Origin of the sequence: Streptomyces katrae (genome assembly GCF_000717655.1) — a bacterium.
Lineage (GTDB): Bacteria > Actinomycetota > Actinomycetes > Streptomycetales > Streptomycetaceae > Streptomyces > Streptomyces katrae_B.
On the sequence record NZ_JNZY01000003.1, the window covers coordinates 126,478 to 148,046 of the forward strand.

19 protein-coding genes and 1 pseudogene are annotated in these 21,569 nt (G+C 70.9%); 14 read left to right on the forward strand and 6 right to left on the reverse strand.

Annotated elements, in window-relative coordinates:
* Nucleotides 1-286 precede the first annotated feature (286 nt).
* Together IF09_RS0105600 and IF09_RS0105605 are read left to right on the forward strand one after the other, a co-directional pair.
* Nucleotides 287-1,891: a PP2C family protein-serine/threonine phosphatase gene (locus IF09_RS0105600; protein ID WP_078613063.1), complete on the forward strand. Its 1,605-nt coding sequence runs from the start codon at nucleotides 287-289 to the stop codon at nucleotides 1,889-1,891.
* An 86-nt stretch (nucleotides 1,892-1,977) separates the two neighbouring features.
* Nucleotides 1,978-3,444 (forward strand): aminopeptidase P family protein, encoded by a 1,467-nt coding sequence (locus IF09_RS0105605; protein WP_030292492.1) that lies wholly within the window; start codon nucleotides 1,978-1,980, stop codon nucleotides 3,442-3,444.
* A 144-nt stretch (nucleotides 3,445-3,588) separates the two neighbouring features.
* On the opposite strand, the gene IF09_RS0105610 is transcribed toward IF09_RS0105605, so the two are convergent.
* Nucleotides 3,589-4,080: an ATP-binding protein gene (locus IF09_RS0105610; RefSeq protein ID WP_030292494.1), complete on the reverse strand. Its 492-nt coding sequence runs from the start codon at nucleotides 4,078-4,080 to the stop codon at nucleotides 3,589-3,591.
* A 218-nt stretch (nucleotides 4,081-4,298) separates the two neighbouring features.
* Between IF09_RS0105610 and IF09_RS0105615 the strand changes: the two genes are divergently transcribed.
* The 9 genes from IF09_RS0105615 to IF09_RS0105655 all read left to right on the forward strand — a co-directional run bounded on the left by IF09_RS0105615 (nucleotide 4,299) and on the right by IF09_RS0105655 (nucleotide 14,063).
* Nucleotides 4,299-5,123 carry a hypothetical protein gene (locus tag IF09_RS0105615; protein ID WP_030292496.1) on the forward strand — a complete coding sequence of 275 codons (825 nt, stop codon included), beginning with the start codon at nucleotides 4,299-4,301 and terminating at the stop codon, nucleotides 5,121-5,123.
* Between the two features lie 109 nt (nucleotides 5,124-5,232).
* Entirely contained in the window at nucleotides 5,233-5,937 is a 705-nt protein-coding gene (locus tag IF09_RS0105620) for a YcnI family protein (protein ID WP_030292498.1), read from the forward strand.
* A 117-nt stretch (nucleotides 5,938-6,054) separates the two neighbouring features.
* Entirely contained in the window at nucleotides 6,055-6,705 is a 651-nt protein-coding gene (locus tag IF09_RS0105625) for an SCO family protein (RefSeq protein ID WP_030292500.1), read from the forward strand.
* Complete coding sequence (locus tag IF09_RS0105630) at nucleotides 6,702-7,199, forward strand: copper chaperone PCu(A)C (protein WP_030292502.1); 498 nt, start codon at nucleotides 6,702-6,704, stop codon at nucleotides 7,197-7,199. The genes IF09_RS0105625 and IF09_RS0105630 overlap by 4 nt, the downstream gene beginning before the upstream one ends.
* Before the next feature lie 22 nt (nucleotides 7,200-7,221).
* A complete protein-coding gene (locus IF09_RS0105635) occupies nucleotides 7,222-9,192 on the forward strand; it encodes a copper resistance CopC/CopD family protein (protein ID WP_030292505.1) in 1,971 nt (656 codons plus the stop codon).
* Nucleotides 9,117-10,472 (forward strand): iron uptake transporter deferrochelatase/peroxidase subunit, encoded by a 1,356-nt coding sequence (efeB, locus tag IF09_RS0105640; RefSeq protein ID WP_078613089.1) that lies wholly within the window; start codon nucleotides 9,117-9,119, stop codon nucleotides 10,470-10,472. The genes IF09_RS0105635 and efeB overlap by 76 nt, the downstream gene beginning before the upstream one ends.
* A gap of 42 nt (nucleotides 10,473-10,514) precedes the next feature.
* A complete protein-coding gene (gene pheA / locus IF09_RS0105645; protein WP_030292508.1) occupies nucleotides 10,515-11,450 on the forward strand; it encodes a prephenate dehydratase in 936 nt (311 codons plus the stop codon).
* 526 nt (nucleotides 11,451-11,976) lie between these two features.
* Nucleotides 11,977-13,254 (forward strand): serine--tRNA ligase, encoded by a 1,278-nt coding sequence (gene serS, locus IF09_RS0105650; RefSeq protein WP_030292509.1) that lies wholly within the window; start codon nucleotides 11,977-11,979, stop codon nucleotides 13,252-13,254.
* Nucleotides 13,251-14,063 carry an HAD family hydrolase gene (locus IF09_RS0105655; protein ID WP_030292511.1) on the forward strand — a complete coding sequence of 271 codons (813 nt, stop codon included), beginning with the start codon at nucleotides 13,251-13,253 and terminating at the stop codon, nucleotides 14,061-14,063. The genes serS and IF09_RS0105655 overlap by 4 nt, the downstream gene beginning before the upstream one ends.
* Before the next feature lie 163 nt (nucleotides 14,064-14,226).
* Here the strand turns inward: IF09_RS0105655 and IF09_RS0105660 are convergent, their stop codons facing one another.
* The 5 genes from IF09_RS0105660 to IF09_RS0105680 form a co-directional block, all read right to left on the reverse strand.
* A complete protein-coding gene (locus IF09_RS0105660) occupies nucleotides 14,227-14,874 on the reverse strand; it encodes a rhomboid-like protein (protein WP_030292513.1) in 648 nt (215 codons plus the stop codon).
* Between the two features lie 85 nt (nucleotides 14,875-14,959).
* Complete coding sequence (locus IF09_RS0105665) at nucleotides 14,960-15,679, reverse strand: ABC transporter permease (protein ID WP_030292515.1); 720 nt, start codon at nucleotides 15,677-15,679, stop codon at nucleotides 14,960-14,962.
* Nucleotides 15,680-15,693: 14 nt separating this feature from the next.
* Complete coding sequence (locus IF09_RS0105670) at nucleotides 15,694-16,605, reverse strand: ABC transporter ATP-binding protein (protein WP_030292517.1); 912 nt, start codon at nucleotides 16,603-16,605, stop codon at nucleotides 15,694-15,696.
* Complete coding sequence (locus IF09_RS0105675; RefSeq protein ID WP_030292519.1) at nucleotides 16,602-17,489, reverse strand: ABC transporter permease subunit; 888 nt, start codon at nucleotides 17,487-17,489, stop codon at nucleotides 16,602-16,604. The genes IF09_RS0105670 and IF09_RS0105675 overlap by 4 nt, the downstream gene beginning before the upstream one ends.
* Nucleotides 17,479-18,462 (reverse strand): ABC transporter ATP-binding protein, encoded by a 984-nt coding sequence (locus IF09_RS0105680; RefSeq protein WP_078613064.1) that lies wholly within the window; start codon nucleotides 18,460-18,462, stop codon nucleotides 17,479-17,481. Before IF09_RS0105680 ends, IF09_RS0105675 begins: the two co-directional genes overlap by 11 nt.
* 214 nt (nucleotides 18,463-18,676) lie before the next feature.
* Between IF09_RS0105680 and IF09_RS0105685 the strand changes: the two genes are divergently transcribed.
* The 3 genes and pseudogenes from IF09_RS0105685 to IF09_RS46760 all read left to right on the forward strand — a co-directional run.
* Nucleotides 18,677-19,534: a M24 family metallopeptidase gene (locus tag IF09_RS0105685; RefSeq protein WP_030292522.1), complete on the forward strand. Its 858-nt coding sequence runs from the start codon at nucleotides 18,677-18,679 to the stop codon at nucleotides 19,532-19,534.
* A complete protein-coding gene (locus IF09_RS0105690; protein WP_234320893.1) occupies nucleotides 19,531-21,369 on the forward strand; it encodes an SDR family oxidoreductase in 1,839 nt (612 codons plus the stop codon). The genes IF09_RS0105685 and IF09_RS0105690 overlap by 4 nt, the downstream gene beginning before the upstream one ends.
* 29 nt (nucleotides 21,370-21,398) lie before the next feature.
* A pseudogene (locus IF09_RS46760) lies at nucleotides 21,399-21,560 on the forward strand (metal-dependent hydrolase); the annotation flags it as partial.
* Nucleotides 21,561-21,569: the final 9 nt, after the last annotated feature.

Sequence of the window (21,569 nt, forward strand, 5' to 3'; positions counted from 1 at the left end):
AGTTTTCTTACGGGTCCATGAAACTCGGCGGGGGCGGAACGCGACCCGCGCCGGTGCCGAGACCGGCTGCCGCCGCTAAGGACGACGACCCGTGCCGGGCGGTTCCCGGCGAACACCGGGCTGCGCCAACTCTTCCCGGACACCATCGATGAGGTACCCGGAGCCACTCCGGCGCCCGACCAGTCGATCGCAAAAACCGTCCGCTTCCGGCTTTTTCTCGCCAAGTTCTAGCCTTGGCTGGACAGTGAGTTGCAGTCCCACGGACACCAGGATTCCCACCTGGGCAATGCTGGACATCGATCCTCGTGTGCGTGTAGATGTGGATTCATTGATGGCGGCGCAGCACGATCTGGGGGTTTGCGATGCTATATGGCGAATCGCACCAGGTGGAAAGGCGGACGCCATGAGCGCCCCGCATCTGCCGAAAGTGGCTGGAATCGATCCAGCAGTTAGCGCGGTCCCGCAAACTGCGGCGCCCACGCCCGCCCGAAAAGCCCCCGCACCGGCCCCGGCACCGGTTCCCGGACCGAGCACCCTGATCCAGGACCGCCTGGCAGGGATGGTCTCCGATCTGACCACCCTCCACGAGCTCACCGAACGCCTCGCCCGCGCCCGTGACCTCGACTCCTCCCTCCAGGAGTTCCTGCGCGCCGGAGCCGCACTCGTCGGCGCCCGCCGCGGCCTGATCGTCCTGGAGCCCTCCGACGGGCTCGGCCCGACCGCCACGATCGGCCTCGGCCTCGGCCGCGCGGACCTCGGGCACATCGAGACCGTCCCGCGCGCCGCGACCTCGTACGGCCGGATCCTCGACGGGCTCCCCGACGCCCACGGCGGCTCCGAGGTGCTCCCCGAACCCGACGCCGCCCCCGGCTCGGGCGGGTACGGCACCCCGGTCGACCCCCGCCACCGTGAGGTCGCCGCCCGGCTCGGCTACGCCGCCAGCTACGCCGTGCCGCTCACCGCCGAGGCCACCGGCCGGCTCGGCGCGGCCGTCTGGCTCTACGACGAGCAGGCCGAGCCGAGCGACCGCCAGCGCGATCTCGCCGGGCTCTACGTCCGCCACGCCGCCGAACACCTGGCCCGGATGCTCGAGGTGGAACGCTGCCGCAGCCGGCTGGCCACGGTCGCCGAGGAACTGCTGCCGAGCCGGCTCCCCCGGATCCCCGGCGTCCAGCTCGCCGCCCGCCACCACACCGGGCCGCGCGGCGGCGGCGACTGGTACGACGCGCTGCCGCTGCCGGAGGGCGCCCTGGGGCTGGCCGTCGGCTCCGTCACCGGAGCGGGGCCCAGCGCGGTCGCCGCGATGGGCAGGCTGCGGGCGTCGCTGCGCGCGTACGCCGTCATGGAGGGGGAGGACCCCGTCGCGGTCCTGTCCGATCTGGAGCTGCTGCTGCGCCTGACCGAGCCCGCGCGCTGCGCGACCGCGCTGTTCGCGTACTGCGAGCCCGCCCAGCGCAAGATCATCTTGGCCGGAGCGGGGCACACCCCGCCGCTGCTCGTCGGCGAGCGCCGCACGGAGTACGTGGAGACCTCGCTCTCCGCGCCGCTCGGGATGCTGTCGTGCTGGGAAGCGCCGAGCGTGGAGATCGAACCTGGGCCAGGAGAAACGGTGCTGCTCTACACCGACGGGCTGCTGCGGCGGACCGGCGACCCGATGGACCGGGCCTACGCGCGCCTGCACGCCGCGGCCGCGGGGGTGCCCCGCGGCATCCGGGACGATCCGGCGGCCGTGTGCGACCACATCCTGCGGACGGTGCTGCCCGAGGACGACCCGGCGCTCGCGCCCGCCGGATCCGAGGCCGCCGCGGTCCCTTCCGGCACCACCGCCGCCATGGCCGCCACGGAGGACGGGGTGGAGGACATCGTCCTGCTCGCCGCCCGTTTTGACTGATTTATCACACCACCGCCGGGCGTCTTCCCCTCGCACATACGATGGATGCGGTCCATACCCGGTCCTGTCGTAGCTGAGGAGAAGACGTGGCTGACGAGCTCACCCCGGAGACCCCGGAAGAAGAGCAGCCCCAGAAGAAGCACAAGCAGCGCAAGAACGGGCTGTACCCGGGCGTCAGCGACGAACTCGCGGAGAACATGCGCACGGGCTGGGCCGACACCGAGCTGCACGGGCTGGAGCCGATCGCGCAGGCCGCGCACACCGCCGCCCGCCGCGCGGCGCTGTCCGCCCGCTTCCCCGGCGAGCGCCTGGTCGTGCCCGCAGGTCGGCTCAAGACCCGCTCGAACGACACCGAGTACCCCTTCCGCGCCTCGACCGAGTACGCGTACCTGACCGGCGACCAGACCGAGAACGGCGTCCTGGTCCTCGAGCCCACGGGCGAGACCGGCCACACCGCCACCGTCTACCTGCTGCCCCGCTCGGACCGCGAGAACGGCGAGTTCTGGCTGTCGGGCCAGGGCGAGCTGTGGGTCGGCCGCCGCCACTCCCTGGCCGAGGCCGAGCAACTGCTGGGCATCCCCGCGAAGGACGTCCGCAAGCTGGCCGAGGAGCTGGCCGAGGCCGAGGGCCCGGTCCGGAACGTCCGTGGCCACGACTCCCTCATCGAGACCGCTCTGACCGACAAGGTCACCAAGGAGCGCGACGAGGAGCTGCGCGTCTACCTCTCCGAGGCCCGCGCCGTGAAGGACGACTTCGAGATCGGCGAGCTGCAGAAGGCCGTCGACTCCACCGTCCGCGGCTTCGAGGACGTCGTGAAGGTCCTGGACAAGGCCGAGGCCACGTCCGAGCGCTACATCGAGGGCACGTTCTTCCTCCGCGCCCGCGTCGAGGGCAACGACGTCGGCTACGGCTCCATCTGCGCCGCCGGCCCGCACGCCTGCACCCTGCACTGGGTCCGCAACGACGGCGACGTCCGCTCCGGCGACCTGCTGCTGCTCGACGCCGGTGTGGAGACCCACTCCCTCTACACCGCCGACGTCACGCGCACGCTGCCGATCAACGGCACGTACACCGACATCCAGCGCAAGATCTACGACGCGGTGTACGCGTCCCAGGAAGCCGGCATCGCCGCCGTCAAGCCGGGTGCGAAGTTCCGCGACTTCCACGACGCCTCGCAGCACGTCCTGGCCGAGAAGCTCGTCGAATGGGGCCTGCTCGAGGGGCCGGTCGAGCGCGTCCTGGAGCTCGGCCTGCAGCGCCGCTGGACCCTGCACGGCACCGGCCACATGCTCGGCATGGACGTCCACGACTGCGCCGCCGCGCGCACCGAGGCGTACGTAGACGGCACGCTGGAGCCGGGCATGTGCCTCACCGTCGAGCCCGGTCTGTACTTCCAGGCCGACGACCTGACCGTGCCCGAGGAGTACCGCGGGATCGGCGTCCGGATCGAGGACGACATCCTGGTCACCGAGGACGGCAACCGGAACCTGTCGGCCGGGCTGCCCCGCGCCTCGGCCGATGTCGAGGCCTGGATGGCGCGCCTCAAGGGCTGACTCCGGCCGGCCGCGACGGCCGGCCTGCGAAGGCCGGCCTGCGACGGCTGACGTCGGACGGCTGACCTGCGATGACTGACCTCCGGTGGACGGGATCTCGTACGCGAGTCCCGTCCATCGGCGTGTCCGGGAGGACTTGCGCGGCTACGACGCCTTCAGCAGCGCTCCCTCACGCCATTTCAGGATCTTGTCGAAGCTGACCACCGCGCCCCGGCCCGGCCGGTTGCGCAACCTCACGTGGTCGGCGAGCTCCGCGATCAGCCAAAGGCCCCGGCCGTGCTCGCTCTCCGAAGGCTCGGAGGGGCCGGCCGGCGGAGGTCTGCGCCCCGCGACCGTCGCCGCCGGGAATCCCGGGCCCGAATCGGTCACCTCGATGCGGCAGCAGTCCCCGTCCAGGTACGCCGTGACGCGGTACGCCGCGCACGCCTCCGGATCCGGTTCCGCGCCCATACCGGCTTCGGCCGCCGGGCCGCCGTGCTCCACCGCGTTCGCGCAGGCCTCGCTCAGCGCCACCGACAGATCGAAGGAGATGTCCGGGTCCACCCCCGCGGTCTCCATCGTCCCCAGCAGCAAACGCCTGGCGAGCGGCACGCTCGCGGCGTCGCGCCTCAAGTGGAGAGACCACCAGATGCTCATACGGGTACCTATTGCCGCCCGCGGGGGTGCGTAAGCGCCCGGCGGCCGCCACAGCCCTCATTCGGCCGATGCGGCACTCCCGGGCAGCGGTGTATGCGGCGGCTCACGGGCTTCCGCCGCGGCGGGGACACCGACGTGAAGTCCTCGTACAGGGGCACTCACGACCTTCCGGACCTGCCGTATGGACGGCGTGAGCTCAGTGCGATGATGGCCCGGCCATGACTGTCCCCCACGCGACGCCCGCCGGAGCCGGCCTCCGGCTCATCCGGGCCGCGGTGTTCACCGCGGTCTGCGTCGTGCTGTCCGCGGCCGGGCACGCGCTGGCGTCCTGCGCCACCGTGCCCTGGTGGGCCCTCGTCATCGCCTTCCTCGCCGTGTTCGCGGTCGCAGCCCCGCTCGCGGGACGCCGCCGCTCACTGCCCGGCATCGCCGCCGGACTCGCCTTCGGGCAGCTCGGACTGCACGCCGTGTTCGGCCTCGCCCAGCACGGCGATGCCGCGGCCCAGACCCCCGCCGACACCGACACTTCGGTCGCGGCGCTCGCCGCCCGGCTGGTCTGCGGGGGCAACTCCGTCCCGCTCAGCCCGGCCGACGCCCGGCAGATCCTGGAGACCGCCGGCCTGGACCCGGCCGCCATGACGGCCCAGGCCGCAGGGCAGGCCGCGGCGCAGACACATGCCGGCCACGCGCACATGGCGCAGGCCTACGCGGCGCCCGCCACCGGCCTGTTCAGCACCGGCATGCTCGTCGGCCACCTGCTGGCCGCACTCGCCGCGGGCTGGCTCCTCGGGCGCGGCGACGCCGCCCTCTTCCGGCTCGTCGAGCTGTCACGCGCCTCCGCCGAAGCCGACCCGGTACGCCCGCTGCGCGCCGCACTGGCCTTCGTACGCGCCCTCGGCACCGGGCTCCCGGGCACGCATGCCGGTACCCCGCAGGGCACCCGGACCGCCGCCGAACCCGCCGCCCACACCGGCCGGGAGGCACTCCATCACACGGTGATCAGGCGCGGGCCGCCCTGCACGGCGCTCGCCCTCGCAGCCTGACGCGGCACCCCCTCCCCGGAGCATCCGGCGGGAGCACCGGTGCCGCGGACCCCGCGCGCGCCCGTGCGCGGAACCACCGTCACCTCTGCCCCTGTGGAGTGTTTCTGCCATGAAGACCTCTCGCGTCTCCTTCGCCGCCGCCCTTGCCGCCGGCACCGTCCTCGTCCTGTCCGGCACCGCCTTCGCGCACGTCGGCGTGCAGCCCGGAGAGGCCACCAAGGGCGGCTACGCGACGATCAACTTCAAGGTTCCGAACGAGCGCGACAACGCCTCGACCACGCAGCTGGAAGTCAACTTCCCCGTGGACCAGCCGCTGACGTCCGTCATGCCGCAGGACGTCCCGGGCTGGACCGTCACGGTCGAGAAGAGCAAGCTCGACAAGCCGCTCACCGTCCACGGCAAGCAGGTCAACGAGGCCGTCACCAAGGTGACCTGGAGCGGCGGCAAGATCGAGCCCGGCAAGTTCCAGCAGTTCCCGGTCTCCGTCGGCAAGCTGCCCGACAACGCGGACCAGATGGTCTTCAAGGCGATCCAGACGTACGACAACAACGAGATCGTCCGCTGGATCGAGGAGCCCAAGGAAGGCGCGGCGGAGCCGCAGAGCCCGGCGCCCGTCCTGAAGCTGACCGCGGCCAAGGCGGCCGACGGCCACCACGACGACAAGAACGCCGCAGCCACAAAGGGCGACAAGAGCCACGACGAGGCCGCCGCGCACGCCTCCGACACGACCGCACGGGCCCTCGGCATCGCAGGCATCGTCATCGGCCTCGGCGGCGTCGCCTTCGGTGTCGCCTCGCGTCGCCGCGCCTCCTGACCTGACGTGGCCACAGGCCGTATCCCCGTATCACCCTCTCCAGAACGTGCGCGCAGCCGGCCCGCCCTCGTGGCCGGGCCGCCCGCACCACACACCCGATCCCAGGGACATTTCTCCATGCGCACCACACGTGTGACGGTCGCCGCCCTCGCGGCAGCGGCCGCGCTCACCCTCACCGCCTGCGGCGGTGAGCCCGTCAAGACCGAGGCGGTCACGCAGATCACCGGCCAGTCCAAGGCCGGGACCGCCACGGTCCTCGACCGCCCCTTCGACAAGCCTGAGCTGGTCCTGACGGACACCACCGGCAAGCCGTGGAACCTGCGCGAGCAGACCAAGGGCAAGCCGACGCTCATCTACTTCGGCTACACCAACTGCCCGGACGTGTGCCCCCTGACGATGAGCAACATCGCCGTCGCCAAGAAGGCACTCCCCAAGGCCGACCAGGACCAGCTCCAGGTCGTGTTCGTCACCACCGACCCCGAACGGGACACTCCCGACTCCCTCGGCGCGTGGCTCAAGGCCCAGGACCCGTCCTTCACCGGACTGACCGGGGACTTCGCCACCATCCAGGCCGCCGCGCGCAAGCTCGGCATCGGTATCGAGGCCGCCAAGAAGGAGGCCGACGGCAGCGTCGTCTCCATGCACGGCGCCCAGGTCATCGCGTTCTCGCCCAAGACCGACGAGGGGTACCTCCTCTACGGCGAAGGCAGCACCGTCGACGACTACACCAAGGACCTGCCGAAGATCATCAAGGGAGAGAACCCGTGACCGCCCGCACCACCCGCACCCTCGCCGCCGCACTCTCCCTGACGGCAGCCCTCGCCATATCCGGCTGCTCATCGCTCTCCGACTCCGGCGCCGCCGCCAACGCCGGCGCGGACAGGCCGGAGATGACGGTCACCGGCGCCTTCATGCCGGAGCCCGTGAACGACAAGATGGCCGGCGCGTTCATGGTCATCAAGAACGGCTCGAAGACCGCCGACAAGCTCACGGCCGTCACCAGCCCACTCTCGGACGATCTGCAGATCCACGAGACCAAGGACCAGAAGATGCAGCAGGTCGCGGCCATGGATGTGCCGGCCAACGGCGAGCTCAAGCTGGAGCGCGGCGGCAGCCACGTCATGTTCATGGGGCTGAAGAACACGCCGAAGATCGGTGACAAGGTCACCGTCGAGCTGCGCTTCGAGAAGGCCGACCCGGTCAAGGTCGAGCTGGAGGTCAAGGAACGGACGTACAACGCCCAGAACACCAGCGCCCACTGACGGACCGAGGTACTGACACGCCATGACGGCCATCGCCCCCTCCCCGGCCCGCGTCCGGGCCGCGGCACTCCTGCCGCGGCTCGCGCTGGTCCTCGCAGTCCTGCTGGCAGCCCTGTTCACCGCGGCCGGCCCGGCCACGGCACACGCCGCACTCACCGCGAGCGACCCCAAGGAAGGGGCGGTGGTCGCCACGGCACCCGCCCAGGTCACCCTCTCCTTCTCGGAGCAGGTCGCCATGGGCGACGACTCGATCCGCGTCATGGACCCGCAGGGCAGGCGGGTGGACACCGGCGAACTGCGCGACATGTGCAGCGGATCCACCATCCGCTACGGCACCGCACTGCACTCCGGGCTGCCGGACGGCACGTACACCGTCGCCTGGCAGGCCGTGTCCGCCGACAGCCACCCCGTCTCCGGTGCCTTCACCTTCTCCATCGGGGCCCCCTCGGCGACCAGCGTCGCCCTGCCCACCGGGCAGGCGGGCGGCGGGCCCGTCGGCATCGTGTACGGCATCGCCCGCTACGCCGCCTACGCCGGCTTCACGGTCCTCGTCGGCGGGGCCGCCTTCATCCTGCTGTGCTGGCGCCGCGGCGCGGCGCAGCGCCCGCTGCAGAAGCTCGTCGTACGCGCCTGGGTCACACTCACCGCCGCCACCCTGGCGATGCTGGTGCTCCGCAACCCGTACACGGGGTCGGGGAAGTTCGCCGACGCGCTGGACCTCGACGGCCTCAAGGCCGTTCTGGAAACCAAGCCCGGTGCCTCCCTGGTCTCCCGGCTGCTGCTTCTCGGTGCCGCCGCGCTGTTCATCGCCGTGCTGTTCGGCGCCTTCGCGCGCAGGACCGCCGAGACCGGGGACATCGGCAAGGGCAAGAACGGGGACAAAGACAAGGGGCAGGCTGCGGACAAGGAGGCCAACGACCTGCTCTTCGGCCTCGGCACAGGCGGAGCCGTCGTCGCCGGCGGGATCGCCGCCACCTGGGCGCTGTCCGAGCACGCCTCCACCGGCGTCCAGCCCGGGATCGCCATGCCCGCCGACATCCTGCACCTGCTGGCCGTCGCCGCCTGGCTCGGCGGGCTCACCGCACTGCTCGTCGCCCTCCACAAGGTCCCCGGGATCGAACGCGAGGCGGTCCAGCGGTTCTCCCGGGTCGCGTTCGTCAGTGTCCTGGTGCTGACGGTTACCGGCATCTACCAGTCCTGGCGCCAGGTCGGCAGCTGGTCGGCCCTCACCGGTACCAGTTACGGACAGCTTCTGTTGCTGAAGGTCGGGCTCGTCGCCGCCCTGGTCGGCATCGCCTACGTCTCCCGCTCGTGGACCGCACGGCTCACCGACGCACCCGCCGCGAAGCCGGCCAAGGTCGGTCGGCAGCGCGATGTTTCACGTGAAACACAGCCGGCCGCCGTCACGGTCCCCGACGACCCGAAGCGCGCCGCCCAGCTCGCCCGCCAGCGTGCCGCCCGCGAGAACGCACGCGAAAAGCAGGTCCGCGACGCCGATCCGAACCGGGCGGGGCTGCGTCGCTCCGTCCTCGCCGAGGCCGGAGTCGCCGTGGTCCTGCTCGCCGTGACCACTGTCCTGACCGGCACCGAACCCGGCCGGACCGCCGAGCAGACGAGCAGCCGCGACTCCGCGGCCACCGCCGTCCCCAACCGCGCCATCAAGATCACGCTGCCGTTCGACTCCGGCGGCGAGAACGGGAAGGGATCGGTCCGGGTGGAGCTCGACCCGGGCCGGGTCGGCGCCAACTCGCTCCATGTCTGGGTCGACGACCCCGAGGGCAAGCCTCTCGACATCCCCGAGATCAAGGTCGCCTTCACCCTCTCCGCCAAGGACATCGGCCCCCTGCCGCTCATCCCGGAGCGTGCGGCCCCCGGACACTGGAGCGCATCCGGCGTCCAGCTGCCGCTCTCCGGGGAATGGCGGATCGACGTGACCGTCCGTACCTCCGACATCGACCAGACGACCGTGCAGAAGACCGTGAAGATCGGCTGACCAGCGTGACCGAGAGCAACACCGACATCGAGATCTCCCGGCGCCGACTGCTGGGCACCGTAGGCGCCGCAGGCGCCGCCGGGCTGGCGCTCGGCGCCACCGGCGGTGCACTCGTGCACTCCGCACTCGCCGGCTCCCCGGCCGGTGCTCCCGGAGCGGCCGGGAGCCTTGCCTCCCTCGGCGCCACCGAGGTCGCGTTCCACGGCGACCATCAGGCCGGCATCACCACGCCGCTGCAGGCCAAGGGCCACGTCGTCGCCTTCGACCTGGCCCCGGGCGCCGGGCGCAAGGAGGCCGCTGCCCTGATGCGCCGCTGGTCCGACACCGCCCGCCTGCTGATGGCGGGCAAGGCGGTTTCGTCCGCGGACACCGGGATCGCCCTCGATGCCGGACCGTCCTCCCTCACCGTCACCTTCGGCTTCGGGTACTCCTTCTTCGAGCGCACCGGGCTCACCGCCCGCCGTCCCACTGCCCTCGACCCGCTGCCCGACTTCTCCGCCGACCGGCTCGACGCCCAGCGCAGCAACGGCGACCTCTGGGTCCAGATCGGCGCCGACGACGGGCTCGTCGCCTTCCACGCCCTGCGTGCCCTGCAGAAGGAGGCGGGGGACGCCGCCCGGGTGCGCTGGCAGATGAACGGTTTCAACCGGACCCCCGGCGCCACCGCCGCCCCGATGACCGCCCGCAACCTCATGGGCCAGATCGACGGCACCGGCAACCCGAAGCCCGCTGAGCCGGACTTCGACAAGCGGATCTTCGTCCCCGCCACCGGCCCCGGGCCCGCCGAGCACGCCTGGATGGGCGGGGGCTCGTACGCCGTCGTACGCCGCATCCGGATGCTCCTCGACGACTGGGACAAGCAGTCCCTGGCCCAGCAGGAGCAGGTCATAGGCCGCACGAAGGCCACCGGCGCCCCCCTCACCGGCGGCACCGAGACCACCGAGATGGCCCTCGACAAGATCGGCCCCGACGGCAAACCGGTCATCCCGTCCAACGCGCACGCCCGGATCTCCGCCCCCGAGCAGAACGGCGGGGCCGCCATGCTCCGGCGTCCCTTCTCCTTCCACGACGGGATCGGCGCCGACGGCACCCCGGACGCGGGGCTCCTCTTCATCTGCTGGCAGGCCGATCCGCTGCGCGGTTTCGTGCCCGTCCAGCGCAAGCTCGACCGCGGGGACGCCCTGTCGGAGTTCATCCGGCACGAGTCCAGCGGGCTGTACGCGGTACCGCGCGCCCCCCGCGACGGTGAGTACGTGGGGCAGCGGCTGCTCGAAGGATGAACAGCACCCCGGCGGTCGGGGGCCCGGCATTAGGCTGATCACATGTCGGCCACCCGCTTCACCTATCTCGGTCCCGAGGGCACCTTCACCGAAGCCGCCCTCCGCACACTGCCGGAAGCCGCGACCCGGGAGCTCGTCCCGATGGTGTCGGTCCCGGCCGCCCTGGATGCCGTACGCAACGGGGAGGCCGCGGCCGCCCTGGTGCCGATCGAGAACTCGGTGGAGGGCGGGGTCACCGCCACGCTGGACGAGCTGGCCTCCGGCGAACCGCTGATGATCTACCGCGAGGTACTGCTGCCCATCACCTTCGCGCTGCTCGTGCGGCCGGGGACCAAGCTGTCGGACGTCAAGACCGTCACCGGGCACCCGGTCGCCCAGCCCCAGGTGCGCAACTGGCTGCGGGCGAACCTGCCCGACGCGGTGTGGGAGTCGGCCGCCTCCAACGCCGACGGCGCCCGGCTGGTCCAGGAGGGCCGCTTCGACGCCGCTTTCGCGGGCGAGTTCGCGGCCGCCACGTACGGGCTCGTCCCGCTGGTCACCGAGATCCACGACGCGGAGAACGCCGAGACCCGGTTCGTGCTCGTCGGGCGGCCCGCGCGGCCCGCCGCACCGACCGGCGCGGACAAGACCTCCGTCGTGCTGTGGCTCGGCGACGACCACCCCGGTGCGCTGCTGGAGCTCCTCCAGGAGTTCGCCGTCCGCGGAGTCAATCTGATGCTGATCCAGTCGCGGCCGACGGGCGCGGGCATCGGCAACTACTGCTTCGCCGTCGACGCGGAGGGCCACATCTCCGACCGCAGGGTCAGCGAGGCGCTCATGGGGCTCAAGCGCACCTGCCCCCAGGTCCGCTTCCTCGGCTCCTACCCGCGCGCCGGTGTCGCTCAGGGTGACGTGCGCGCTCCGCGGCCCGGCACGTCGGACGGTGACTTCACGGCCGCTTCCGACTGGCTGACGCGCTGCCTCGACGGTCGGGCGTAGCTCTTCCTCCACTGTCCACAGAGTTATCCACAGGCCGAGATGGGGACCTGTGGACTAGTCGACATCACGGCGCGACAAGGTCGACAAATCGGTCGGCGGACCCAGGTTTCGCGCTGGGGAGCGGGAGGTGAACGGCGTCACCCCCGCATCGCCGATCAACTCTTTGGGACGAGCCATTCCCACCCGAATGAGTGTGTGAGGGCGGTTTGAACCTTGATTCGTCCCGACGGCCTGCCGGTGGGGGTTGATCTAATTCCGTGTCCACAGATCCGGCGCACAGCCTGTGGAAAAGTCTCCGTGGTGGACAATTCCTGTGGACAAGGAAGGCCTTCCCGCCCTGCTCAGAGGGTGCCCGGATACCCTGGTTGTGCCCCTTTTCGGGGAATGGGGGGCATTTATTGACCGCCCGGCGGGGGCCACTTCCAGCCAGCCGGGCTGGGTTTTTCATTCTCCGCAATTAGGACAAAGTGACACGCAGCGTGATATCGGTGCGAGCCCAGGAGGCCCAGCCCGGTAGCCTGGAGGGGTGATTGACCTCCGGCTGCTCCGTGAAGACCCTGACCGTGTCCGCGCCTCGCAGCGCGCCCGTGGAGAGGACGTCGAACTCGTCGACGCATTGCTCTCCGCCGACGAGCGCCGCAGGTCGTCCGGCATGCGTTTCGACGAACTGCGCAATGAGCAGAAGTCGCTCGGCAAGCTCATCCCGAAGGCCTCCCCGGAGGAGCGGGCGGAGCTGCTCAAGAAGGCCGAACAGCTCAAGACGGACGTCAAGGCCGCCGAGGCCGAGCAGAACGAGGCCGACGAGGCCGCCAAGCGTCTGCTGCTGCAGCTCGGCAACATCGTGCACGAGGACGTCCCGGTCGGCGGCGAGGAGGACTTCACCGTCCTCGAGACGCACGGCACGATCCGCGACTTCGGCGCGGAGGGCTTCGAGCCCAAGGACCACCTCGAGCTCGGCGAGTCGCTGGGGGCCATCGACGTCGAGCGCGGCGCCAAGGTGTCGGGCTCGCGCTTCTACTACCTGACCGGTGTCGGCGCCCTGCTGGAGCTCGCCCTCGTCAACGCGGCGATCGCTCAGGCCACCGAGGCCGGCTTCATCCCCATGCTGACCCCGGCGCTGGTCCGCCCGCGCGCCATGGAGGGCACCGGCTTCCTCGGCCAGGCCGCGGAGAACGTGTACCACCTCGAGAAGGACGACTACTACCTGGTCGGCACCTCCGAGGTCCCGCTCGCCGCGTACCACATGGACGAGATCATCGACGCCGACAAGCTGCCACTGCGGTACGCCGGCTTCTCGCCGTGCTTCCGCCGCGAAGCCGGTACGTACGGCAAGGACACCCGCGGCATCTTCCGCGTCCACCAGTTCGACAAGGTCGAGATGTTCTCGTACGTCGCGCCGGAGGACGCCGAGGCCGAGCACCAGCGTCTCCTGGAATGGGAGAAGCAGTGGCTGACCAGCCTGGAACTGCCCTTCCAGGTGATCGACGTCGCCACCGGTGACCTGGGCGCCTCCGCCTCGCGCAAGTTCGACTGCGAGGCGTGGATCCCGACTCAGGGCAAGTACCGTGAGCTCACCTCCGCCTCGAACTGCAACGGCTTCCAGGCCCGCCGTCTGTCGATCCGCTACCGCGACGGCAAGAAGACCGCTCCGCTGTCGACGCTGAACGGCACGCTGTGCGCCGTACCGCGCACGATCGTCGCCATCCTGGAGAACCACCAGCAGGCCGACGGTTCGGTGCGGGTGCCGGCAGCGCTCCGTCCCTACCTGGGCGGCCGCGAGTTCCTGGAGCCGATCACCAAGTGAGCCCGGCCCCGTTCCCGTACAAGCTCGTCGCGACCGACCTCGACGGCACGCTGCTGCGTGGCGACGACACCGTCTCGGAACGCACCCGTGAAGCGCTCGTCGCGGCCACCGCGGCGGGCGCGGCACACATCATCGTCACCGGCCGGGCCGTGCCCTGGACCCGGAGCGTGCTGGACGACCTCGGCTACAACGGGATCGCAGTGTGCGGGCAGGGCGCGCAGGTCTACGACGCAGGGGCGCACCGCCTGCTGACCTCGGTGACCCTCGACCGGCAGCTGGCCGGTCTGGCGCTGTCGAAGCTCGAGGCAGAGGTGGGTCCGCTGGCGCTCGCAGCCAGCCGGGACGGGGTGGACGGCGACGTGCTGTTCGGACCCGGGTACCGGGTGCAGGAGGGCCTGCCGGCGCTCTACCTGGAGGACACGGCGCAGGTCTGGACGGCTCCGCTGAACAAGCTGTACATCCAGCACCCGGAGCTCGACGACGACGCGCTGGTGAAGGTGGCCCGGGAGACGGTGGGCTCCTTGGTGGACATCGTCATGGCCGGCCCGGGCATAGTGGAGATCCTGCCGCTGGGGCTGACGAAGGCCACCGGCCTCTCGCTGGCCGCGCGCCGGCTGGGTGTGAAGGCGGCGGAGACGATCGCCTTCGGCGACATGCCCAACGACATCCCGATGTTCGGCTGGGCGGCCCACGGCGTGGCGATGGCCAATGCCCATGCGGAGCTGAAGGCGGTGGCCGACGAGGTGACGGCCTCCAACGAGGAGGACGGCATCGCGGTGGTGCTGGAGCGTCTGCTGGGCGCTGCCTGACGGCTCGGCCGCCAAACGGGAAGGTCCGGAACAGCCCGCGCCGCAAGGCGCGCTCGAAGTGGCTGCTCCGGACCTTTTTGTTGCTCCCCGCACGACTCACTCTGCCCGGGGCGCAGGTCCCGTACCAGTCAATTTCCGCGCATCGGTCCGGCGAGGGCGACGCTCATGTTTCACGTGAAACATTCCTGGGGTGCGGGTGGCGGGTGAGCGGCCAGGCAAGCAGGCCGACGGAGAGCGAGATGGCGTGCCCGAGGTCGGTGAAAGTGCCTCCCGTGAGGAGAGGGAGCCCGAAGAAGGCGACGACACAGGCGAGGTAGATCCAGCGCAAGGGGTTCGGAAGCCGGTAGGTGAGGACCCCGATCGAGGCCGCGAGTCCATAACTGACACCGACGTCAACGACGTGGACCATGCTCTGCGGGGCGCGATGGTCCTGAATGGCCATCAGGACCACCTTCTGGCTGATCAGGGTGGCCGTGATGTGGGCCGTCGCGACGATGGCGAGCCAGCGCAGGGTCCCGAGCCAGCGTTCGACGGGGGCGTGGAAGAGCTCGAAGAGGACGGCGTACAGGGCGAGCGAGGCCGGGTTCGCTATCCAGAAGGCGCTGGAGATCAGGGCCCGTACGGGGTGCCGGGTGAGCTCGTGAATATTGCTGCTGTGGCGGTGGAGCAGGACGTGCTCGAGGTGGTCGGGCGCGATCACGACGATGATGCTCGTGACGGCGATGATCAGCAGCCATATGTGCGTACCGGGCGAGGAGCGTATCCAGGACCGGACGGGCCTGGACGGCTCGGGCTCGGCGTGCTCGATCATGCACTGATTTTGCCCCGTACGGCGGTGCCCCGCCTGGCCGGTGGGCCGGGCGGGGCACTGGATGCGGAGCCGGTGTTGCGGGGGCCTACTCCTCGCCCGCCAGGGTGAGGCGGCGCAGCTTCTGGCCGGCGTAGACGGTGGCGCCGACGGTGACCGCCACGAGCAGGGTCACCGCGGTGGGCAGGCCGACGGTGGCGTCGACGTAGCCTTCACCGGCCACCTTCTCGGCGAGGGCCAGGGCCCACTGCTGGACGCTCAGGGTCTTCGCCCCGGAGACCAGGCTGCCGAAGAGCGACTCCCAGATCAGCGCGTAGACCAGACCGAAGACGACCGCGTGCCGACTGACGGTGCCCAGCAGCAGGAACAGGGCGCTGTAGGCGATCGAGGCGACGAGGGCGGCGACGGTGTAGGCAACGGCGATCTGCTGGCCGTTGCCGTTGAGGATGAGGCCGGCGATCAGGGTCGGGATCGCGGAGAAGGCCATCGTGACGGCGATCGCGACGATCAGCTTGGTCATGATGATCGTCGGGCGCTTCACCGGCTTGGAGAGCAGGTAGACGATCGAGCCGTCGTCGATCTCGGGGCCGATGGCTCCGGTGCCGGCGATGACTCCGATCAGCGGAACCATGGTGGCGAGGGCGAAGCCGCCCAGCAGGTCGGCCGCGACCTTGTCGTCCAGGCCTGTGAAGGCGCGGACGGCGAGGGAGATGACGATCAGCAGGGCGGGCAGCGCGAAGAGGATCAGCGCGCGGCGGCGGCCGAGCAGCGCGCGGTAGGTGAGCCGGGCGACGGTGGGGTTGTACATGGGTGCCAGCTCCTTCAGGCCGCGACGAGGTAGGAGAAGACCGACTCGAGGGACTCGTCGGAGGGCGAGACCGTCAGCAGCCGGATGCCGTGCGCACGGGCGACCCGCGGCAGCAGCTCGGTGAAGCGGCCGAAGTCGACGGCCTGGATGCGCAGCGCGCCTTCCTTGAGGTCGATCTCGATGCCCGCGGTGGAGGGGTCGGCGATCAGGGCCGCGGCGAGGGCCCGGTCGTCGGAGGAGCGGACGACGTAGCGGTGCGGGCGGTCCGTCATCAGGCGGCGGATCTTGCGGAAGTCGCCGGAGGCGGCGTGCCGGCCGGCGACGACCACCTCGATGTGGGAGGCGAGCTGTTCGACCTCCTCCAGGATGTGGGAGGAGAACAGCACGGTGCGGCCGTCGTCGCCCATGCGCCGCAGCAGGTCCATGAGCTGCATGCGCTGACGCGGGTCCATGCCGTTGAACGGCTCGTCGAGGAGCAGCACGGACGGGTCGTGGACAAGGGCCGAGGCCATCTTCACGCGCTGCCGCATGCCCTTGGAGTACGTGGAGATCTTGCGGTCCTGGGCGTACTCCATCTCGACGGTGGCGAGCGCCCGCTGGGCAGCCGCGTCGTCGAGGCCGTGCAGCTCGGCGTTGGCGACGACGAACTCCCGGCCGGTGAGGAAGTCGTACATGGCCTCGCGCTCGGGCACGACGCCGATCTGCTGGTAGACCTGCTCGTTCTGCCAGATCGGTGCGTCGTCGAGGGTGACGGTGCCCGTGGAGGGGGCGAGGAAGCCGCCCATCATGTTGATGAGGGTGGACTTCCCGGCGCCGTTGGGGCCCAGGAGTCCGGTGACTCCGGGGCCGATGCGCATGGTCACGTCGTTGACGGCGACGACGTTCCCGAACCAGCGGGAGGTGTGGTCGATGTCGATGGTGGTCACAGCCCGGCCTTCCGGTAGCGGGCCATCAGGGCGGCGTAGGAGCCGGCGATGAGGGCGAGGACGACGAGCAGGTAGACGAAGCCGACGCCGGCCGAGGGGCCTTCTCCGCCGGGGAAGGCGGAGGTGCCGCCGAGGAAGGCTGCCTGGACCCCGTCGATCAGGCTGATGGGGGAGAACAGGCCCATCCACTCGATGGCACCGTTCGAGCCGGTGCTGTACGCGATGCCCTGGACGGCGGTCACCGCGCCGTAGGGGATCAGGAGCACGGCGATGATGGCGGCGACGCCGAAGCCGCGGCGCGGGGTGAGCGCGGCCATGATCAGGCCGAGGCCGGCGAACAGCACCGAGAGCAGCAGCACGGAGACCAGTCCCTGGGCGAACCCCTTGGTCTGGTCCGCGAAGTCGAATTTGGCCAGCAGCGAGCCGATCCACATGATCAGCAGCGGTGTGGCGGTGAGGATGAACAGCGCCGAGGCCATCGCCGCGAACTTCGCGAGGACGTAGTCGATGCGCTCGATGGGCCGCGAGAAGTAGAGCGGCACGGTCTTGAAGCGCAGGTCCCGGGAGACCGACTGGGGTGCCTGCGAGGCGAGGTAGAGGCCGATGATCACCTGGGTGGTCAGGGCGTACGTCGTGTACTTGATCGGCAGACTGGTGGAGCCGGGCACCGCAATGGCGATCGCGACGATGATCAGCGCGGGCACGCACATCACCGCGAAGAGGAGCATCGGGAGGGCCTTGGACTTGGCCGAGCGGCCGAGCCCGTACGCGCCGCGCAGGGACTGCGAGAACAGCGACTTGCGGGCGTAGGCGCGGCCGAGCCGGGCTCCCTCGTAGGACCGGTAGCCGATGTTGTGGATCTGGGTCGAGGTGTCAGGCGCCATCGGAACCGGCTCCCTTCCGGACGAGCTGCTGCTGGTCGTTGTCGCGGAAGACCTCCGCGATGTGGTGGCGGCGCTGTTCCATGCGGACCAGGCCGAGGCCCAGGTCGGCGACGGTGTCGCGCACGGTGTCGTAGGTGTCCTCGCCCGTGGCCTCGACGAGCAGGATGTGGCCGGCTCCGGGCAGCCCCTGCTCCTCACCCGCGTGCAGGGTGATGCCCGCCTCGGCGAGCGCCTTGCGCAGGGCGGCGGTGCCGTCCGGGTGGGCGTCGGAGTCGGTGACCTCGACCGCGAGGGTCGTGGTGATCTGCGTGAAGTCGCTGGTGGAGCTGGAACGCAGCAGCTTGCCGCCGTCGACGACCACGACGTGGTCGCAGGTCCGCTCCAGCTCGCCGAGGAGGTGGGAGGTGACCAGGACGGAGATGCCGAAGTCGGTGTAGACACGGCGGATCAGGCCGAGCATCTCGTCGCGGCCGACGGGGTCGAGGCCGTTGGTGGGCTCGTCGAGGAGGACCAGCTGGGGGTCGTGGACGAGCGCCTGGGCCAGCTTGACCCGCTGCTTCATGCCCGTGGAGTACCCGCCGATGGGGCGGTAGCGCTCCTCGTACAGGCCCACGTGGCGCAGGGTGTCGGCGGTCCGCTCGCGGGCGGCGGTCGGCGGGAGCCCGGACATGCGCGCCATGTGGACGACGAACTCGGTGGCCGAGACGTCGGGCGGCAGGCAGTCGTGCTCGGGCATGTAGCCGACGCGCTCACGGATGGCGCTGCCATGGGTGGCGACATCGAGTCCGAGCACGGCGGCGCGGCCCTCGGTGGCGGGGGACAGTCCAAGCAGGATCTTGATCAGCGTGGACTTGCCGGCTCCGTTGGCACCCACGAGGCCGGTCACTCCCGGCCCGATGTCCAGGGAGAGCCGGTCGATTGCGGTCACTCGGGGGTACCGCTTGCTCAGGCTTTCGGTCGCGATGACAGTCACGGCTCCGACGTTAGTGGCGCCGGCCGTGCAGATCGTCAGACCTGGAGCGTCACTCCGTCTCCGCCTTCAGGACTACGGACCCTGACGAAAGGCTGATGCGGACCGGACAAGTTTGTCCACAGGTCCGCGCACGGGCCTTGACGTGATCTCCGGTCATTGTCACATTCATCAGTGTCAAGGTACGGGCGGGTACGGCTACGGACGGACGGCTGTCATGGCTGGGGACACCAGGGAACGCACCGCGCAACTCTCGGCGGACCTGCGCGGGTTCAGGGAAGTGCAACGCCTCTCGTACGAGTGCGCGGAGACGGTGGCGGCGCAGCTGCGGCCGGGGGTGACCGAGCGCGAGGCGGCGCGGATGCAGCGCGAGTGGCTGCGCGAGCGCGGCGTGCGGGACTGGTTCCACCTGCCGTTCGCGTGGTTCGGGGACCGCACCGCCTTCGCGAATTTCAAGATCCCCCTGCAGTTCTTCCCGACCAACCGGAAGCTGGAGCCGGGGATGCCGTTCATCCTCGACATGGCGCCCGTGTACAAGGGGTACGCGGCCGACATCGGATACTCGGGCAGCCTCGGGCTGAACCCCGTACAGGACCGGCTGATGTCCGATCTGCGGGTGCACCGCGAGCTGATCCTGGAGCAGGTCCGCGAGCGCCGCCCGCTGCGCGAGATCTACGAGAACGTCGAGCGGCTGATGATCCGCCAGGGGTATGCCAACCGGCACCGCGCCTACCCCTTCGGGGTGATCGCCCACAAAATAGACCGGGTCAAGGAGCGGCGCTGGTCCCCGACCGCGTTCGGGTTCGGGACGCAGTCCCTCAAGGGGCTGGCCTCCGACGCCCTGCACGGGCACCGCGAGGGCTGGTCCCCGCTGTGGAGCCCGTACCACTTCTCCGACCACCCGCCGCAGCCCGGTCTGTGGGCGGTGGAACCGCACCTGGGCTTCCGGGGCACCGGTGCGAAGTTCGAGGAGATCCTGGTCGTCACCGACGCGCGGGATCCCGAGGAGAGCGCGTTCTGGCTGGACGACGATCTGCCGCACGTGCGGCGCTGGGCCGAGGAGAAGGCAGCATGAGCGGCATGAGCGGAGCGGACGGCAGCAAGGGCGGCATCAAGGGGACGGGCCCCGCGGGGGCGGGCCTTCCTGATACGGGCCTCGCGGGGGCGCGCGAGCGCCGGGTGAGCACCGGCGGCATCGAGCTGTGCGTCGTCGAGCTCGGCGACAGCGAACGGCCGACCGTGGTGCTCGTACACGGCTATCCGGACACCAAGGAAGTCTGGTCGGAGGTCGCGGAGCGGCTGGCGGCCCGCTTTCATGTGGTCCTCTACGACGTACGCGGCCACGGGCGCTCCACGGCGCCTGTGCCGCTGCGCGGCGGCTTCACGCTGGAGAAGCTGACCGACGACTTCCTGGCGGTGGCGGACGCGGTCAGCCCGGACCGCCCGGTGCACCTGGTCGGCCACGACTGGGGTTCCGTACAGGGCTGGGAGTTCGCGACGGTCGCCCGTACCGAGGGCCGGATCGCCTCCTTCACCTCGATGTCGGGTCCCTCCCTGGACCACTTCGGGCACTGGATCAAGAAGCGGCTGGCCCGGCCCACCCCGCGCCGGGCCGCGCAACTCCTCGGCCAGGGCGCCAAGTCCTGGTACGTGTACATGCTGCACACCCCCGTGCTGCCGGAGCTCGCCTGGCGCGGGCCGCTCGGCAAGCGGTGGCCGAAGATGCTGGAGCGGGTGGAGAAGGTCCCGGCCGGCTCCTATCCGACGGCCTCGCTGCCCTCGGACGCCGCGCACGGAGCCTGGCTCTACCGGGACAACGTCCGGCCCCGGCTGCGCCGGCCGCGCCCCGACGCGTACGCACACGTACCGGTCCAGCTGATCACTCCGACCGGGGACGCCTTCCTCTCCGAGCGGCTGTACGACGACCTGGAACTGTGGGCCCCCGATCTGGTGCGGCGCACACTGCCCGCCAAGCACTGGGTACCGCGGACCCGGCCCGACCAGCTGGCCGCGTGGATCACCGAGTTCGTCACCGCCCGGGAGGAGCCCGCCCGCGCGCCGGAACAGAAGGCTCCGGGCCGGTACGCCGACCGGTTCGGCGGCCAGCTGGTGCTCGTCACCGGCGCCGCCAGCGGCATCGGCCGGGCCACCGCGTTCGCGTTCGCCGAGGCCGGGGCCCGGGTGGTGTGCGTGGACCGGGATGCCGAGGGCGCGGCCCGCACGGCGGACATGGCGCGGCTCGTCGGGGCCCCCGAGGCCTGGGGCGAGTGCGTCGACGTCAGCGACGAGCAGGCGATGGAGAAGCTCGCGGCGAAGACCGCCGCCGAGTACGGGATCGTGGACGTCCTGGTCAACAACGCGGGGATCGGCCTGTCGGGGCCCTTCCTGGAGACCACCTCGGAGGACTGGAAGAAGGTCCTCGACGTCAACCTGTGGGGGGTCATCCACGGCTGCCGGATCTTCGGCCGCCAGATGGCCGAGCGCGGCCAGGGCGGACACATCGTCAACACCGCCTCCGCCGCCGCGTACCTGCCCTCCAAGACCCTGCCCGCGTACAGCACCTCGAAGGCCGCGGTGCTGATGCTGAGCGAGTGCCTGCGCGCCGAGCTCGCCTCGCAGTCGATCGGGGTGTCGGCGATATGCCCGGGGATCGTCAACACCAACATCACCGCCACCTCGCGCTTCGCCGGGGTGGACGCTGCGGAGGAGAAGCGCCGCCAGGAGCGCTCCTCGCGGCTGTACGGGCTGCGCAACTTCCCGCCGGAGAAGGTCGCCGACGCGATCCTGCGGGCCGTGGTGCGCAACGAGGCCGTGGTGCCGGTGACACCCGAGTCCAAGGGCGCCCTGTGGATGTCCCGGTTCGCGCCGGGCGCCCTGCGGCGGCTCGCGAAACTGGAACCCCGGCTGTGAACTGCGGGCCGGGGCGGGCCCCGGCCCGGCCGGCGTGGAGAGAGCCCGGCACGGCCATATCCCGCTACTTCCGGCGGTCGTACCATCCCTCGCAGGAGGGCTCGCTGCGCAGGGCGGTCGAGTACCTTGCGGCTTCGCCTGCCGCCCGGGCCGCGGCGGCGGCCAAGGTCGGCCGAGCCGCCATGTCGTAGGGAGCCGGG